A 15,214-nucleotide genomic window follows, 5' to 3' on the forward strand; every position below is an offset into this window, starting at 1 on the left:
TCGAACAAAAAACAACTCTCAGACAAAAACAGTAAATCCATATATTTCAAACAGTTAAAGACCAATCCTGAATTTAACCTCAGTATATACACAAACTGACAACAGATTCGAAATTCCACTACCTAAGTTGGTGACTGTGGACTGCATCGCCGTCCGAAAAATTTTATTTCGGTTTTGTTGACCTGAATCACTCCGTCAGATACAAAAAAACCGGCCTTTTCAGCCGGTTATATCGTTTATTCCACTCATCAGCCCTGCAACAGGATCCGCAGCATACGCCGCAACGGCTCTGCTGCTCCCCAGAGCAACTGATCGCCGACACCGAATGCATTCAGGAATTCATCACCCAGGTTCATCTTACGCAGACGCCCTACAGGTACACCCAGAGTGCCAGTCACCTTAGCTGGCGTCAGATCACGGGCAGTGATGTCGCGCTCGTTCGGCACCACACTCACCCAGTCATTGGCTTCTGCAATCATGGATTCAATCTCATCCATCGGTACATTTTGCTTCAGCTTAATGGTAAATGCCTGACTGTGACAGCGCATCGCACCGATACGCACACAGGTGCCGTCGATCGGTACCGGGTTGTCACTCAGCCCCAGAATCTTGTTGGTCTCAGCATAGGCCTTCCACTCTTCACGGCTCTGACCATTATCCAGGCGGGTGTCGATCCAGGGAATCAGGGAGCCTGCCAGCGGTACACCGAAGTTATCCGTTGGCATAGCATCAGAACGGATTGTTTCAGCAACCTGACGGTCGATATCCAGAATCGCACTGGCAGGGTTGGCCAGATCAGCAGCGACAGAATCTTTGATAATACCCATCTGCGAGATCAGCTCACGCATATGACGCGCACCACCGCCGGACGCAGCCTGATAGGTCATGGAGGTCATCCACTCGATCAGACCCGCATTGAACAGACCACCCAGCCCCATCAGCATCAGGGACACAGTACAGTTACCGCCAACATAGGTTTTAACACCGTTTGCCAGGCCGTCTTTAATGACATTCATGTTAACCGGGTCGAGTACGATAATGGCATCATCGTCCATCCGCAGGGAAGATGCAGCATCGATCCAGTAGCCATCCCAACCCGCTGCGCGTAGCGCACCGTAAACCTGTTTCGTGTAGTCACCGCCCTGACAGGAGATAATGGCATCCATCTGTTTCAACTCTTCAATGGATGTTGCATCTTTCAGTGCCGGAATATCTTTACCAATAGCCGGACCTGGCTGACCCGCCTGGGACGTTGTAAAAAAGACCGGCTCTTCGATGTGTTCGAAATCACCCTCTTCCATCATGCGCTGCATCAGCACGGAACCAACCATTCCGCGCCAACCAACAAAACCTACACGCTTCATCTGTTCCACCAAAACTATTCGAACCTGCTAACAGATTCCTGAGAATAAAAACAACAAAGCTGCCACAAGATTCTGCAGCAGCCTGTTATGTTCCGGACGCTCCGAAACCCTTTAATTATGCAATATTTTAGTCATATAGACTATCGAAATCAGAGCATTTTATAACCAGCCTGAGTTCCAGCCAGCAGTTTTACGCCTGCAAAGCCGCGATAACTGCATCACCCATCTCAGTGGTAGATACCTTCTGCATCCCTTCAGACCAGATATCCCCGGTACGCAGATTCTGATCCAGCACCTGGCTCACAGCCGCCTCGATACGATCGGCTGTTGCACCAGCGTTCAGTGAATAGCGCAGCATCATCGCCACCGACAGAATAGTCGCCAGCGGGTTAGCCAGATCCTGCCCGGCGATATCCGGCGCAGAACCGTGGCAAGGCTCATACATCCCCTTGCCGTCAACATCCAAAGATGCAGAAGGCAGCATACCGATCGATCCGGTCAGCATCGCCGCAGCGTCAGACAGGATATCACCGAACATATTACCGGTGACCATAACGTCAAACTGCTTTGGTGCACGCACCAGTTGCATCGCCGCATTATCGACATACATATGACTCAGCTCGACATCCGGATACTCTTTAGACAGCTCCTCCATGATTTCACGCCACAGCACGGTCACTTCCAGTACGTTCGCTTTATCGACAGAGCACAGACGCTTATCACGGGCACGGGCGGCTTCAAATGCCACACGACCGATACGACGGATCTCATTCTCATCGTAAACGTAGGTGTTATAACCCTCACGGACATTACCCTCTTTAAGGCGCACACCACGAGGCTGACCAAAGTAGATACCGCCGGTCAGTTCACGCACAATCAGAATATCCAGACCGGATACCACTTCAGGTTTCAGGGTTGAAGCGTGAGCCAGTTGCGGATAGAGAATCGCCGGACGCAGGTTACCAAACAGCCCCAGACTGGAGCGAATACCCAGCAAACCTTTTTCCGGACGGATCTGAAAGTCGGGGTTAGTGTCCCACTTCGGACCACCCACCGCACCTAACAGGATCGCATCAGCAGCGCGGGCAGCTTCCAGTGTTGCTTCTGGCAGCGGCACACCATCAGCATCGATAGCGGCACCGCCAACCAGCGCTTCGGTCAGTTCAAGATCGAGATTATCCTGCTGGTTAACCAGTTCCAGAACACGACGCGCCTGCGCGACGATCTCTGGACCAATACCGTCACCCGGTAAAATCAGTACATTTTTAGACATTATTCTGTTTCCTTAATCCTGGCAGCAGAGTCGGCTCTGCCGCCTGAAATACACTTAGCTTATTTGTTATGGCTTATTTATTGAGACTATTTAATCGCGTCAAACAACCATGGCGCTTGTTGCCGGCGTTTCTCTTCATAAGCACGAATATCATCACTGTGTTGCAGCGTCAGACCGATATCATCCAGACCATTCAGCAGACAGTGCTTACGGAAGCCATCAATACTAAAGGACATCTCCTCCCCAGATGGGGTGATAACCAACTGCCGTTCCAGATCAATACTCAACTGATAACCGTCAGTCGCAGCACTCTCTTTAAACAGCTGATCGACCTTCTCGTCATGCAACACAATGGGCAGCAAGCCATTCTTAAAACAGTTATTGTAGAAGATCTCAGCAAAACTGGGGGCTATCACACAACGAAAGCCATAATCATCCAGCGCCCAGGGCGCATGTTCCCGACTGGAACCACAGCCAAAGTTTTCCCGGGCTAACAGAATACTGGCGCCCTGATAACGGGGCTGATTGAGGACAAACTCCGTATTCAGCGGACGCCCTTCACAGGACTGATCCGGCTGACCTTCATCCAGATAACGCAGCTCATCAAACAGGTTTTTACCAAAGCCGGAACGCTTAATCGACTTCAGAAACTGTTTGGGAATAATCATATCGGTATCGACATTCGCCCGATCCAGCGGTGCAGCGATACCTGTGTGCAGTGTAAACTTATTCATCTCGCTCTCCCGATACCTTATTAAATCAACTCACGTACATCGATAAAGTGACCAGTCACCGCAGCGGCTGCTGCCATAGCCGGGCTCACCAGATGAGTGCGGCCACCGAAGCCCTGACGGCCTTCGAAGTTACGGTTGGAAGTCGATGCACAGTGCTCACCATTACCCAGCTTATCGGGGTTCATCGCCAGACACATGGAGCAGCCCGGTTCGCGCCACTCAAGGCCCGCTTCGATAAAGATCTTATCCAGCCCTTCAGCTTCCGCCTGGGCTTTCACCAGACCGGACCCCGGTACTACCAGCGCCTGAATGATATTCTCTGCAACTTTGCGTCCTTCAACCACTTTGGCGGCATCGCGCAGATCTTCGATACGGGAATTGGTACAGGAACCGATAAACACCCGGTCCAGCTGGATATCGGTAATCTTCTGATCAGCCTGCAAGCCCATATATTTCAGGGCACGGTTGATACCATCCACCTTAACCGGATCTTTCTCATTATCCGGATTAGGCACCTGACCCGACACACCCACCACCATTTCAGGTGAAGTACCCCAGGTCACTTGTGGTTCGATATCCGCAGCGTGGATCTCGACCACCGCATCAAACTCGGCATCGCCGTCAGACACCAGATCACGCCATTGCGCAACCGCTGCATCCCATTGCTCACCTTTCGGTGCAAAAGGACGCCCCTCAAAGTAATCGATCGTGGTCTGGTCAACCGCCACCAGACCCACCCGGGCACCGGCTTCGATCGCCATATTACAGACGGTCATCCGCCCTTCCATCGACATATTGCGGAACACATCACCACCAAATTCAATGGCATAGCCCGTACCACCAGCGGTACCAATCACACCGATCACATGCAGGACAACATCTTTAGGCGTCACACCGACACCCAGCTCGCCATCCACGCGCACCAGCATATTCTGCATCTTCTTGGTAATCAGACACTGGGTGGCCAGCACATGCTCCACCTCTGAGGTTCCGATGCCGTGGGCCAGTGCGCCCAGCGCACCCAGTGTAGCGGTGTGGGAATCACCACACACGGCGGTGCTACCCGGCAGAATAGCGCCCTGCTCCGGCGCCATAACATGCACAATCCCCTGACGATGATCGTTCATCTTGAACTCGAGGATGCCAAACTCATCGCAGTTGGCATCAAGGGTCTTCACCTGAATTTTGGAGACCGGATCAACGATCAGATCCACACCACCAGAACGCTCGGTGGTGGGTACGTTGTGGTCCGGGGTTGCGATATTGGCATCGATCCGCCATGGCTTACGACCGGCTAACCGCAGTCCTTCAAATGCCTGAGGCGAAGTCACCTCATGCAATACCTGCCGATCGATATAGATCAGCGAACTACCATCATCATTGGTTCGCACCAGATGCGAATCAAACAGTTTGTCGTATAACGTTTTTCCAGCCATCGGAACTCACCTCACTGCGTCTTTTATACCGGCGGTTTTACCTGCCAGCTTTTTTATATGCTGCAATCCTAGTGCACGGCATAGCAGAAAACAAATTCATATTTTTTATACTTTGCATTCCATATTGGAATACATAAACTAACGCAAACCGTTACAGGAGATCGCCCATGGATACCAACGCCCTCCAGGCCTTCGTCGCCGTTGCAGAAACGGGCTCATTTTCCCGTGCAGCAGAACAGCTGTTTCTCACCCAGTCAGCGATGAGCAAACGGATTCTGATACTTGAGCAGCAACTGAACAGCCGCCTGTTTGATCGCATCGGGCGCACGGTCAGCCTGACTGAAGCAGGCCGGGAACTGCTCCCCAGAGCCCAGCGGATCCTGCTGGAACTGGAGGATGCCCGGCGCTCGTTAAGCAACCTCAGCGGCGAAGTCAGTGGCACACTGTCGGTGGCCACCAGTCACCATATCAGTCTGCACCGTCTGCCACCGGTATTGCGCCAGTACATCCACGCGTTTCCCGAGGTAAAACTGGACCTTCGTTTCGATGAGTCTGAGATCGCTTACGATAATGTACTTAAAGGCAATCTCGAGATCGCCCTGATCACCCTGGCGCCGAACCCGGATCCCAATATCTATTCCCAGGCCATATGGCGCGACAAGCTGAACTATGTGGTGGCAACCGACCATCCTCTGGCTGCCCGGCAACAGGTCACCCTGGAACAACTGTGCGATTATCCGGCCATCCTCTCCGGTAGTGCCACCTTCACCCGCCAACTGGCTCAACTGCAGTTCTCTCAGTTGGGGTTACAACCGGACACCACGATGTCCACTAACTATCTGGATACCATCAGAATGATGGTTGAGATTGGACTGGGCTGGTCACTGCTGCCCGAAACCATGACCGAAAACAGTCTCAGTGTGCTCAAAGTCGATCTCCCTCCGGTAACCCGGGAACTGGGATATATCACCCATAAAGAGCGCACCCTCAGCAATGCCGCCCGTCACTTTATACACCTTTTAGAGCAGGCTGCAGAAAAGGGTTCATAATCGTGACAGGCTTCATTAAGATGGTCATACAGAAGAAGTTTAGGAACCCATCATGACTGAAAGCTCCGGTAGCACAAGCGACAACTGGTTACAGGAACAGCTGCAACGCTGGCAGGAGATGGCGGAACAACTGACGCATAAACAACCAGAACAGTGGCAGCAGTTTCTCAACAGTTTTCAGGGCGGCGCCCAAACCGATTTCAGCGACCAACAGGCAGATCTGCTTAACCTGGTCAAAGCTCAGTCCGCACAGTTCAGTCAATTTGCTGAATCGCTTCGTGATAAACACAGCGGTGCACTCAGCACCGATCAGTTGGTCGAAGAGATGCAGAGCTATATGCAGCAGCAGTGCAACGACCTGCTCAGTCGCCAATGGAACCTGCCGGAACCCTTCGCTTCACTAATGAAAAACGCCGCGTTCGCCCCTGAGACGCTCTCACAGGCCCCCTTTCGCGAGCTATTGGAACAACTGGCCAGATCCCCGGAGATCGGCAACGGTCCATACAGCCCGGCACAACTGCGCTCACTTGCCCAGGCGGTAATCGATTATCAGGACTCTTTAACCGAATACCTGAAACAGTATGACCATATCTTCAATCAGACCGGTGCCGACCTGAAGCAGCAGCTGGAGCAGCAAACAGCCGATATCGACAGTGTTAAAGCGCTGCAAAACCTCTGGATTGAATGCTATGAAAAAGCCTACCGTGATACCGTTTTTACAGACCAGTATCAGGCCTGTCATGGCCGCATCAGCAACAGCCTAAACCGGGTACGCAAGCTCGCCTTCCATAGCCGGGATATCAAACTGAAAGAGTTTGGTCTGGTTACCCGAGAAGAGCTGGACAGCACCATCCGCCAGCAGCATCAGTTACGCAAGCAACTGCGGCGCCAGCAACAGGAGATCGACGAGCTACGAGCTATCATCACGTCCATGAAAACAGAGCGGGATAAACCAACACGCAGCAACCGGAGAAAACCGGAATGAGTGGGTTCAAATTCAATCCGGAAAAAATAGTCTCCGAACTGGGCCAGTACAGCGAACAGCTATTGCAGAGTATCAACACCCTGCAACAGATCGATGAAGTCAGTGTTGGCCAGACCCCCAACGAGATCATCTACCGTGAAGACAAACTGCAGCTACTGCGCTACCAGAGTGAAAAAACACCGGGCCGCAAGCGCTGTAAAACGCCCCTGCTGATCTGCTATGCACTGGTAAACCGCCCCTATATGGTCGATCTGGACCAACAGCGTTCACTGATTAAACGGTTACTGGCACTGGGGCTGGATATCTACCTGATCGACTGGGGTTACCCCGACGCTGCTGACCGTTATCTGGATATGGATGACTATATTAATGGCTATATCAGCAACTGCGTTGATCAGGTGCTGCAGGACTCCGGGCAGGAGCAACTTAACCTGCTGGGCATCTGCCAGGGCGGCACTCTCAGCCTCTGCTATACCGCACTCAACCCCAAGAAAGTGAAGAATCTGATCACCATGGTGACGCCGGTGGATTTCAAAACCCCGGACAATATGCTCAGCCACCTGGCGCAGCAGATCGATATCGATCTTGCCGTAGACACCTATGGCAATATCCCCGGCGCAATGCTTAACGACGCCTACAACGCACTGATGCCGATGCGTCTGGGATTACAAAAAAACCTCAATATCCCCCGACAACTGAAAGACCCCGACTCGGCGCTGAACTTCCTGCGCATGGAAAAATGGATCTACGACAGCCCAGACCAGGCCGGAGAGATGTTTCGTCAGTTCCTTACCACCTTCTTTAAAGAGAATGGCTTTATCAACAACAGGGTGACCGTTGGAGATCGGCCGGTGGATCTGCAGCAGATTAACCAGCCCCTGCTGAATATCTTTGGCAGCGCAGACCATCTGGTCCCGCCCTCCGCTTCACGCGCACTGAACGGGCTAACAAAGAGTCGTAAATACCAGGAGTATGAGGTCGCATCGGGACATATCGGCGTCTTTGTTTCCAGCAAATCGCAAACAGAAGTTGCGCCAACCATTGCTAAGTGGCTAAAACAGCACGATTAACCGCAAACAAGACAGGGGAAATTTGAAAATTTACTTTTTTCCGCCAGGATTCTCATCTAAAATCCGCCCTTTCTTTTGTCGTTAACCAAAAACCGTTTGGTTTTTAGCCGGAGTTTATGACGTTGCCATCTAACGGGAAAATCAAACTGCAGGGTTTTAACAACCTGACCAAAAGCCTCAGCTTCTGCATCTACGATGTCTGCTATGCCAAGACCAAACAGCAGAAAGCTGAATACATCGAATATATTGATGAGCAGTACAACGCTGATCGCCTGACGGAGATCCTCACAGAAGCCTGCGATATTATCGGTGCAACAGTCCTCAACGTGGCCCGTCAGGATTACGACCCGCAGGGTGCCAGCGTCACCATTCTGGTAGCCGAAGAACCACTCAAAGATTCAGCTAATGTTGATACCACCGAAAAACCGGGACCTCTGCCCGAATCCGTGGTGGCCCATCTGGATAAAAGCCATATCTGCGTGCACACCTACCCGGAAGCCCACCCCGATGACGGCATCTGTACCTTCCGTGCTGATATTGAGGTGTCCACCTGCGGTATTATCTCGCCCCTGAAGGCACTCAACTACCTGATCCATAAACTGGATTCCGATATTGTGACCGTCGACTATCGGGTGCGCGGCTTTACCCGTGATATCAACGGCGTGAAACATTATATCGATCACGACATCAACTCGATCCAGAACTTTATCAGTCAGGACATCCGCGATCAGTACCAGTTGGTTGATGTAAACGTCTATCAGGAAAACATCTTCCACACCAAGATGATGCTCAATGATGTCGACCTCAACACCTACCTGTTCGGCACCACCACCGCCGACCTGACCGGCCGTGAAATCGAAGAGATTACCGAACGCCTCTACCAGGAGATGAACGAGATCTTCTATGGGCGGAATATGCCGGATATGAAGGGAAAGTAAACACTTAGAACGGCGCTGCGCGCCTGCTAGTCGCTAGTGGTTAGACGTCGCTTCGCGACTTGCTAGCAAGAGCCACTCGTTCCCACGCTCCCGCGTGGGAATGCATAGCTTAGTTAACGTGCTCAACCAACCATGCTCAGCTATCTCTCACACTCTCATTCTTATAAATCAATGACTCTGACCCTGTTAATCCGGAACGGCGCTGCGCGCCTGCTAGTCGCTAGTGGTTAGACGTCGCTTCGCGACTTGCTAGCAAGAGCCACTCGTTCCCATGCTCCCGCGTGGGAATGCATACCTTAGTTAACGTGCTCAACCAACCATGCTCAGCTATCTCTCACACTGTCATTCTTATAAATCAATGACTCTGACCCTGTTAATCCGACGAATAACATTTGAGGCTAAAGATAACTTATCAACTTATTCTTTATCCAACTGATTAACTATATTATTAATATAGACAGGAACACTTACCGAGCTAACATCACCTTCAACAATTTCTTTCAAAACATTAATTCTAGACATAAAAACCCCTTTTTATACAAAAAACTTTTAATATTTAAACCTAAGAAAATTCCTACTACCTAATATATTCACATAGTAGTAAAACTCAAAACAATTTCCTATATTTCTTTCATACCACGGATAACTAAAAATACTATTCTCATTTATTATATATCTATTCAGATCGCCTTCATTACCGATAATTAGACTGCGACTCGATCTATTGTTTGTAACAACATTAACAATACAGCCATAACTTTTAATTTCATCATCAACAAAAAAAGATTCCACATACTGATCAAAGAAAAAAAACGACAAAGAACCTAATATAATTTTATATGCAGCTGATTTATTAAAATAGAAAGCCATGAATAGTAAAATTAAAGATACGATTCCTGAAATTAACATCACCTCTCCCTAACACTCTCATTCTTATATCTAAGCAACGGCGTCAGTACATATTCAATATGATACCGCTTTCCGGTTTTCACCTCAGCACTAACACTCATGCCTAGCACCAGATTAACTTCACGGCCATCTACCCAAAGGGTATTTTTATTCATCAGCATTCTGGCTTTGCTTTATAGATTGCCCCCAATTTTTCACTCTTATTCACTCTCCCGCACGGTCATAAATACCTTGCCGCCATACTAAAAATACGCCTATAACCTATCGATCCTTCATAATCTTTTACACTGAGCATCGTCAAAAAAACAGACTCTTCCATTAATTTCAGAGTCAAGTAAAACACCGTCATGATTACGAAGTACGACTGCTAATATTCCGGTATCTTGTGGTGACATAAGTAGTCATTCATGATCCATTTTACATTCATAAATCAAACAATACTCATGCTTATATATTTCTATTATTTTATCTTTATATATACTACAGTATTCATAACTTCCATCATTACCATACATATACACTAACCCCCTTCCTTTAGCCCAAGCTTTATACTTCATATTCTTCAATAAAAACCTTCCGGGATACTCATGCAGATTCTTTTTAAGAAGAAGCAAACTAGCATAATCGAAATATAATGGACAGCAATCTTTATAATCACTAAAGAACACAGCCGCATATTTTAAATTATTAATTGACAACAACAATGACTTAGGGTCATTTGAATCCAGATAAAAGATCGATTGGGATATATAATCGGATATACACTCATAATCAACACTTTTACAGTCAACCAACTTATATATACTTTTTAAGTCCGTTGCGTCATAAAGTTCATGATAAGAGCCATCCAGTACAGAATTTTCAAACCTACCCACCAAAGCATTATCTTTAGAAAAGACTATATCACTAAATAAAACAAACATCAGAAAACAAAACATATAAAAAAATTTATTAATCATAAATAACCCTTAATGACAACATTCATATATAGAAGCAACGGCATCAATACATACTCAATCAGATAGCACTTTCCAGTTTTCACTTCAGTACTGACGCTCATACCCGGCACCAGATTCACTTTACGGCCATCGACCCAGAGGGTGTTTTATTCATCAATATTCTGGATTCGTAAATTAAGCCCGCGATTTTCATTGGAGGCGGTATCACAGGAAGATAAGCGTAGGGATTCAGGCGATCAAAATGCTGTTTGCGGCAAAGACACCGAAGAAAGGTTGAAAGGCTAAAAATAGATGCTGTTGACCCTGTATCAAGCAGCCATAGAGTCTGTTCCATCGACGAATAATCCATTGTTTTATAGCGGTTAATCTCATGATAGTAGGGGATTTTCTGTTCAAATACAAAGATTGGTATCAGCGCTTTGCCACGCTATCACACGGCCTCCCACCTCTGGTTCTGCGTTACTGAACCGGTATCCCTTGTCTTGTAACGTTTTATGTCATCAAAAGCCTCTATCAGCCTATCACTTACTTTTTATATGGTTTTTATGTTTCTTGCCTATACTTAACAGGCTCAGTCGGAGGGGGAGCTGGCAGATAACAAAAACAACTAAAACCCATTCGAGGAGAGGATAATTATGAATCAACTCAATCGACGCGATTTTATTAAGCTGGGCGGAGCAGGTGTTGCCGCAGGGGTGGCATCGCTGACGCCCAGCAGCGCACTGGCTAAATCGGAAGCATATAACCCGGGAGCGACCACGCTGCCCTACCCGCAAACGGCCGTTGCCAAGGCCCAATCCCTGCCACAGAACAAGGTGGTACATTTCAACTATCCCGATGAAAGTTCTCCCTGCGTGGTGATTCGCATGGGACACCCCGTGCCCGGTGGTGTCGGTCCCAACATGGATATTGTTGCCTACAGCACCCTGTGCACCCATATGGGGTGTCCGGTCAGTTACGATCCAGCCTCACGCGACTTCAAGTGTCCCTGTCACTTCAGCGTATTCGACAGCGAAAAGATGGGCCAGATGGTCACCGGCCAGGCAACAGAGAACCTGCCTAAGATTCGTCTGGAATACGATACCAGTACCGATTCGGTAACTGCTGTTGGTGTTGATGGTCTGATCTTCGGCCGCCAGGCCAACATTTTATAACCCGGAGGCGAGCATCATGTCACATAATAAAGATCGCGTACCACTGCCCCCTGTGGGTGCGCAGAAAACCAACATGACCTGCCACTTCTGTATCGTCGGCTGTGGCTACCATGTATACAAATGGCCCCATGGAGCCGAGGGCGGCCGTGCGCCAGACGAGAATGCTCTGGGCAGAGATTTCCGCAGTCAACAACCGCCGCTATCCGGCACCATGACCCCGGCCATGATCAATGTTGTGGAAGATGGTGGCAAGAAATACAACATCATGATCCAGCCGGACAAGGAATGCGTGGTCAATCAGGGCCTGAGTTCCACCCGCGGGGGTCAGATGGCCACAATTATGTACAACGCCGATGGCGTCACCCGCGACCGTCTCAAGTACCCACGCCTGTTTACCGGCGATGACTGGGTGGATGTAAGCTGGGAGGAAGCCATGGCCGTCTACGCGGGGGTAACCAAGCGCCTGATGGACACCTTTGGTCCGGATGCGATCATGTTTAACGCCTTCGACCATGGCGGAGCCGGTGGCGGCTTCGAGAACACCTGGGGTAGCGGCAAGTTAATGTTCTCTGCGCTCAAAACCCGGATGGTGCGCATCCACAACCGCCCGGCCTACAACTCGGAGTGTCACGCCACCCGCGATATGGGTATCGGCGAGCTGAATAATAGTTATGAGGACAGCGAACTGGCAGACACCATTATGTTTATCGGAGCCAACGCCTACGAGACTCAGACCAACTACTTCCTTGCTCACGCCCTGCCAAACCTCACCGGCGCCACCGTAGCTAAGAAAAAAGCGTGGTTTAAAGAAGAGACCGCCAATAGTGGACGTTTCATTCTGGTGGATCCGCGACGCTCACTGACCACGGCGATTTGCGAACAGAGCAGTAAGGACCGTGTGCTGCATCTGCAGATCAACCCAGGGACTGATACCGCACTGTTCAACGGCCTGCTGACTTACGTGGTGGACAAAGGCTGGCACGATCAGGATTTCATCGCCCAGCACACCACCGGCTTCGATGAAGCGCTGAAGGCCAACCATATGAGTCTGAAGGAGTGTTCCAGGATCACCGGCGTGTCGGAGGAGGATCTGGAAAAAGCCGCCGACTGGGCCTATAAGCCGAAGCCGTCCGGCCACCGTCCACGCACCGCGCACCTGTATGAAAAGGGTATTATCTGGGGCAACGACAACTATCGTATTCAGTCCGCCCTGGTAGATCTGGTGCTGGCTACTCACAACGTGGGGCGTCGCGGCACCGGCGTCTGCCGTCTCGGCGGCCACCAGGAGGGCTATGTACGTCCACCCTATCCCGGTAAGCGGCCGGTCTACATCGATCAGGAAATCATCAGGGGCAATGGCAAAATGCTCACCGTGTGGGCCTGCAACGCCTTCCAGTCGACCCTGAACGCTCAGGAATATCGTCAAACCCTATACCGCCGTGCCAACATCGTCCGTGATGCGCTGGCCCAGGTGCGCGGTCGCGGCGTAGATAGCATGATCGACGCCATCTATGACGCGGTCACTAATCGCGGCGGGTTATTCATTACCACCATCGATCTATACCCGACCAAGTTCGCCCAGGCGTCCCACCTGATGCTGCCAGCAGCTCATCCGGGGGAGATGAATCTCACGTCGATGAACGGTGAACGCCGTATGCGCCTTTCCGAGAAGTTTATGGATCCTCCCGGCGAGGCCAAACCCGACTGCCTGATAGCAGCCGAAATTGCCAACAGCATCAAAGCGCTGTACGAGAAAGAAGGTAATAAGACGATGGCCCAACGCTTCTCGGGCTTCGACTGGAAAACCGAAGAGGACTCCTTCAACGATGGTTTCCGCAAACCCGAAGGTATCGACACTCAGGGAGGTGCAACCGGGCATCTTGTCACCTATGACCGGCTGCGAAAGCAAGGTAACAACGGAGTGCAACTGCCCGTCAGGGAGTACAGGGACAACCGGCTGATCGGCACCGAGATGGTCTATACCGACTATAAGTTCAGTACTGCCGATGGCAAAGCACACTTCCTGCCTGCCGAGTGGACCGGCCTGCCGGAGATGGTTGAGTCCCAGCGTAAAAAATACCGGTTCTGGATCAACAACGGACGTACCAACCATATCTGGCAGACGGCCTATCATGACCAGCGCGTCGACTTTCGCACCAGGCGCTATCCCATGGCACCGATCGAAATCAATCCGACAGATGCCAAAGAGCTGGGGATCGAGTCAGGCGACGTGGTCGAGGTGTTCAACGATTTCGGCTCCTCCTTTGCCATGGCGTATCTGGAACCGGACATGAAGCCAGGCCACACCTTCATGATGTTCGGGTACTTCAACGGCAATGTGGGCGATGTCGTCACCAGCTGGACCGACCGGAACTATATCCCCTATTACAAAGGGACCTGGGCCGATATCCGCAAGGTCAGCTCGATGAAGGACTATAAAGAGACCGTGTCCTTCAAGCGTCGCCGGTATATCTGACCGGTGAAAGACCGTAGCTTAAGCCGCCCCTCAGGGGGCGGCTTGTTACGGGATGTAAGCAGAGTTATAGAATCAGACAGCTGACCTGCGACCGTTGCAGAACAGCTCTATTCTGCCCCCTTCCGCAAAGTGGTGCTGTAGTATCCATCTAATACCCGCTGTTTCGCTGAGACTGGTACCGTGTACTTGTGCTTTCTGAGATATAACAACAATCAGTAACAGCTAGGAGTACGCTATGAGTAATAAGAAGATTCTGATGATCACCGGGGATTTCACCGAAGACTATGAAACCATGGTGCCCTTCCAAACCCTGCTCACGGTGGGACACAGTGTCGATGCCGTTTGCCCGGATAAAGTCAGTGGCGATTCCGTTGCCACCGCCATTCACGACTTTGAGGGTGACCAGACCTATACCGAAAAGCGCGGCCATAACTTCACCCTTAACGCTACTTTTTCCGAGATCGATCCCGCTGATTATGACGCACTGGTGATTCCCGGGGGACGTGCACCGGAATACCTGCGCCTCAATCCTGCTGTATTAGCCATGGTGCGCCATTTCTTTACCACCAATAAGCCAGTAGCGGCAATCTGTCACGGTGCCCAGCTGCTCGCTGCGGCTGGAGTACTGGAGGGCAGGAAGTGTTCTGCCTATCCGGCCTGCATGCCGGAAGTAAATCAATCCGGCGGCATCTATGCCGAAATCGCTATCGATGCCGCAGTCACCGATGGCAACCTGGTCACGGCTCCTGCCTGGCCCGCTCACCCGGCCTGGTTAGCGCAGTTTTTAGCCCTGCTAAAATAGCAAAACGTTTAACCTGCAACTAACCTTTACTAACGCTCTGCAACGGCTATCTGACAGATAGCCGT

12 protein-coding genes are annotated in these 15,214 nt (G+C 50.5%); 7 read left to right on the top strand and 5 right to left on the bottom strand.

Annotated elements, in window-relative coordinates; genetic code table 11:
* Positions 1-248 precede the first annotated feature (248 nt).
* The 4 genes from asd to leuC form a co-directional block, all read right to left on the bottom strand.
* Positions 249-1,364, bottom strand: a complete 1,116-nt coding sequence (gene asd, locus BMY09_RS06250; protein ID WP_091356234.1) for an aspartate-semialdehyde dehydrogenase — start codon at positions 1,362-1,364, stop codon at positions 249-251.
* Positions 1,365-1,554: 190 nt separating this feature from the next.
* The gene (gene leuB, locus BMY09_RS06255) at positions 1,555-2,637 is read right to left on the bottom strand and encodes a 3-isopropylmalate dehydrogenase (RefSeq protein ID WP_091355458.1); all 1,083 of its coding nucleotides are present in this window, start codon (positions 2,635-2,637) and stop codon (positions 1,555-1,557) included.
* Between the two features lie 86 nt (positions 2,638-2,723).
* Complete coding sequence (gene leuD / locus BMY09_RS06260; RefSeq protein WP_091355461.1) at positions 2,724-3,371, bottom strand: 3-isopropylmalate dehydratase small subunit; 648 nt, start codon at positions 3,369-3,371, stop codon at positions 2,724-2,726.
* A gap of 20 nt (positions 3,372-3,391) precedes the next feature.
* The gene (gene leuC / locus BMY09_RS06265) at positions 3,392-4,807 is read right to left on the bottom strand and encodes a 3-isopropylmalate dehydratase large subunit (protein ID WP_091355464.1); all 1,416 of its coding nucleotides are present in this window, start codon (positions 4,805-4,807) and stop codon (positions 3,392-3,394) included.
* Between the two features lie 167 nt (positions 4,808-4,974).
* Here leuC and BMY09_RS06270 point away from each other — a divergent pair, with 167 nt between their 5' ends.
* From BMY09_RS06270 to speD, 4 genes are all read left to right on the top strand, one after another.
* Positions 4,975-5,856 (top strand): LysR family transcriptional regulator, encoded by an 882-nt coding sequence (locus tag BMY09_RS06270; protein ID WP_091355467.1) that lies wholly within the window; start codon positions 4,975-4,977, stop codon positions 5,854-5,856.
* A 52-nt stretch (positions 5,857-5,908) separates the two neighbouring features.
* Positions 5,909-6,841 carry a poly(R)-hydroxyalkanoic acid synthase subunit PhaE gene (locus tag BMY09_RS06275; protein WP_091355471.1) on the top strand — a complete coding sequence of 311 codons (933 nt, stop codon included), beginning with the start codon at positions 5,909-5,911 and terminating at the stop codon, positions 6,839-6,841.
* Positions 6,838-7,911 (top strand): class III poly(R)-hydroxyalkanoic acid synthase subunit PhaC, encoded by a 1,074-nt coding sequence (gene phaC / locus BMY09_RS06280; RefSeq protein WP_091355474.1) that lies wholly within the window; start codon positions 6,838-6,840, stop codon positions 7,909-7,911. The genes BMY09_RS06275 and phaC overlap by 4 nt, the downstream gene beginning before the upstream one ends.
* 116 nt (positions 7,912-8,027) lie before the next feature.
* Positions 8,028-8,849 carry an adenosylmethionine decarboxylase gene (gene speD / locus BMY09_RS06285; protein ID WP_091355477.1) on the top strand — a complete coding sequence of 274 codons (822 nt, stop codon included), beginning with the start codon at positions 8,028-8,030 and terminating at the stop codon, positions 8,847-8,849.
* A 1,310-nt stretch (positions 8,850-10,159) separates the two neighbouring features.
* On the opposite strand, the gene BMY09_RS06295 is transcribed toward speD, so the two are convergent.
* Positions 10,160-10,717, bottom strand: a complete 558-nt coding sequence (locus BMY09_RS06295; RefSeq protein WP_091355484.1) for a hypothetical protein — start codon at positions 10,715-10,717, stop codon at positions 10,160-10,162.
* A gap of 635 nt (positions 10,718-11,352) precedes the next feature.
* On the opposite strand from BMY09_RS06295, the gene BMY09_RS06300 reads away from it, so the two are divergent.
* From BMY09_RS06300 to BMY09_RS06310, 3 genes are all read left to right on the top strand, one after another.
* Positions 11,353-11,871 carry an arsenate reductase (azurin) small subunit gene (locus BMY09_RS06300; RefSeq protein ID WP_091355486.1) on the top strand — a complete coding sequence of 173 codons (519 nt, stop codon included), beginning with the start codon at positions 11,353-11,355 and terminating at the stop codon, positions 11,869-11,871.
* Between the two features lie 16 nt (positions 11,872-11,887).
* Positions 11,888-14,347, top strand: coding sequence for an arsenate reductase (azurin) large subunit (locus tag BMY09_RS06305; RefSeq protein WP_091355489.1), 2,460 nt, complete (start codon positions 11,888-11,890; stop codon positions 14,345-14,347).
* Positions 14,348-14,582: 235 nt separating this feature from the next.
* Entirely contained in the window at positions 14,583-15,149 is a 567-nt protein-coding gene (locus BMY09_RS06310; protein ID WP_091355492.1) for a DJ-1/PfpI family protein, read from the top strand.
* The last annotated feature ends 65 nt before the right edge of the window (positions 15,150-15,214 follow it).

The organism is Amphritea atlantica (assembly GCF_900111095.1).
In the GTDB taxonomy this organism is placed as follows: Bacteria; Pseudomonadota; Gammaproteobacteria; order Pseudomonadales; family Balneatricaceae; genus Amphritea; species Amphritea atlantica.

Excerpts from the sequence above, each read along its gene's own strand:
- asd (WP_091356234.1), bottom strand. The coding sequence starts at position 1,364 with ATGAAGCGTGTAGGTTTTGTTGGTTGGCGCGGAATGGTTGGTTCCGTG.
- leuB (WP_091355458.1), bottom strand. The coding sequence starts at position 2,637 with ATGTCTAAAAATGTACTGATTTTACCGGGTGACGGTATTGGTCCAGAG.
- leuD (WP_091355461.1), bottom strand. The coding sequence starts at position 3,371 with ATGAATAAGTTTACACTGCACACAGGTATCGCTGCACCGCTGGATCGG.
- leuC (WP_091355464.1), bottom strand. The coding sequence starts at position 4,807 with ATGGCTGGAAAAACGTTATACGACAAACTGTTTGATTCGCATCTGGTG.
- BMY09_RS06270 (WP_091355467.1), top strand. The coding sequence starts at position 4,975 with ATGGATACCAACGCCCTCCAGGCCTTCGTCGCCGTTGCAGAAACGGGC.
- BMY09_RS06275 (WP_091355471.1), top strand. The coding sequence starts at position 5,909 with ATGACTGAAAGCTCCGGTAGCACAAGCGACAACTGGTTACAGGAACAG.
- phaC (WP_091355474.1), top strand. The coding sequence starts at position 6,838 with ATGAGTGGGTTCAAATTCAATCCGGAAAAAATAGTCTCCGAACTGGGC.
- speD (WP_091355477.1), top strand. The coding sequence starts at position 8,028 with ATGACGTTGCCATCTAACGGGAAAATCAAACTGCAGGGTTTTAACAAC.
- BMY09_RS06295 (WP_091355484.1), bottom strand. The coding sequence starts at position 10,717 with ATGATTAATAAATTTTTTTATATGTTTTGTTTTCTGATGTTTGTTTTA.
- BMY09_RS06300 (WP_091355486.1), top strand. The coding sequence starts at position 11,353 with ATGAATCAACTCAATCGACGCGATTTTATTAAGCTGGGCGGAGCAGGT.
- BMY09_RS06305 (WP_091355489.1), top strand. The coding sequence starts at position 11,888 with ATGTCACATAATAAAGATCGCGTACCACTGCCCCCTGTGGGTGCGCAG.
- BMY09_RS06310 (WP_091355492.1), top strand. The coding sequence starts at position 14,583 with ATGAGTAATAAGAAGATTCTGATGATCACCGGGGATTTCACCGAAGAC.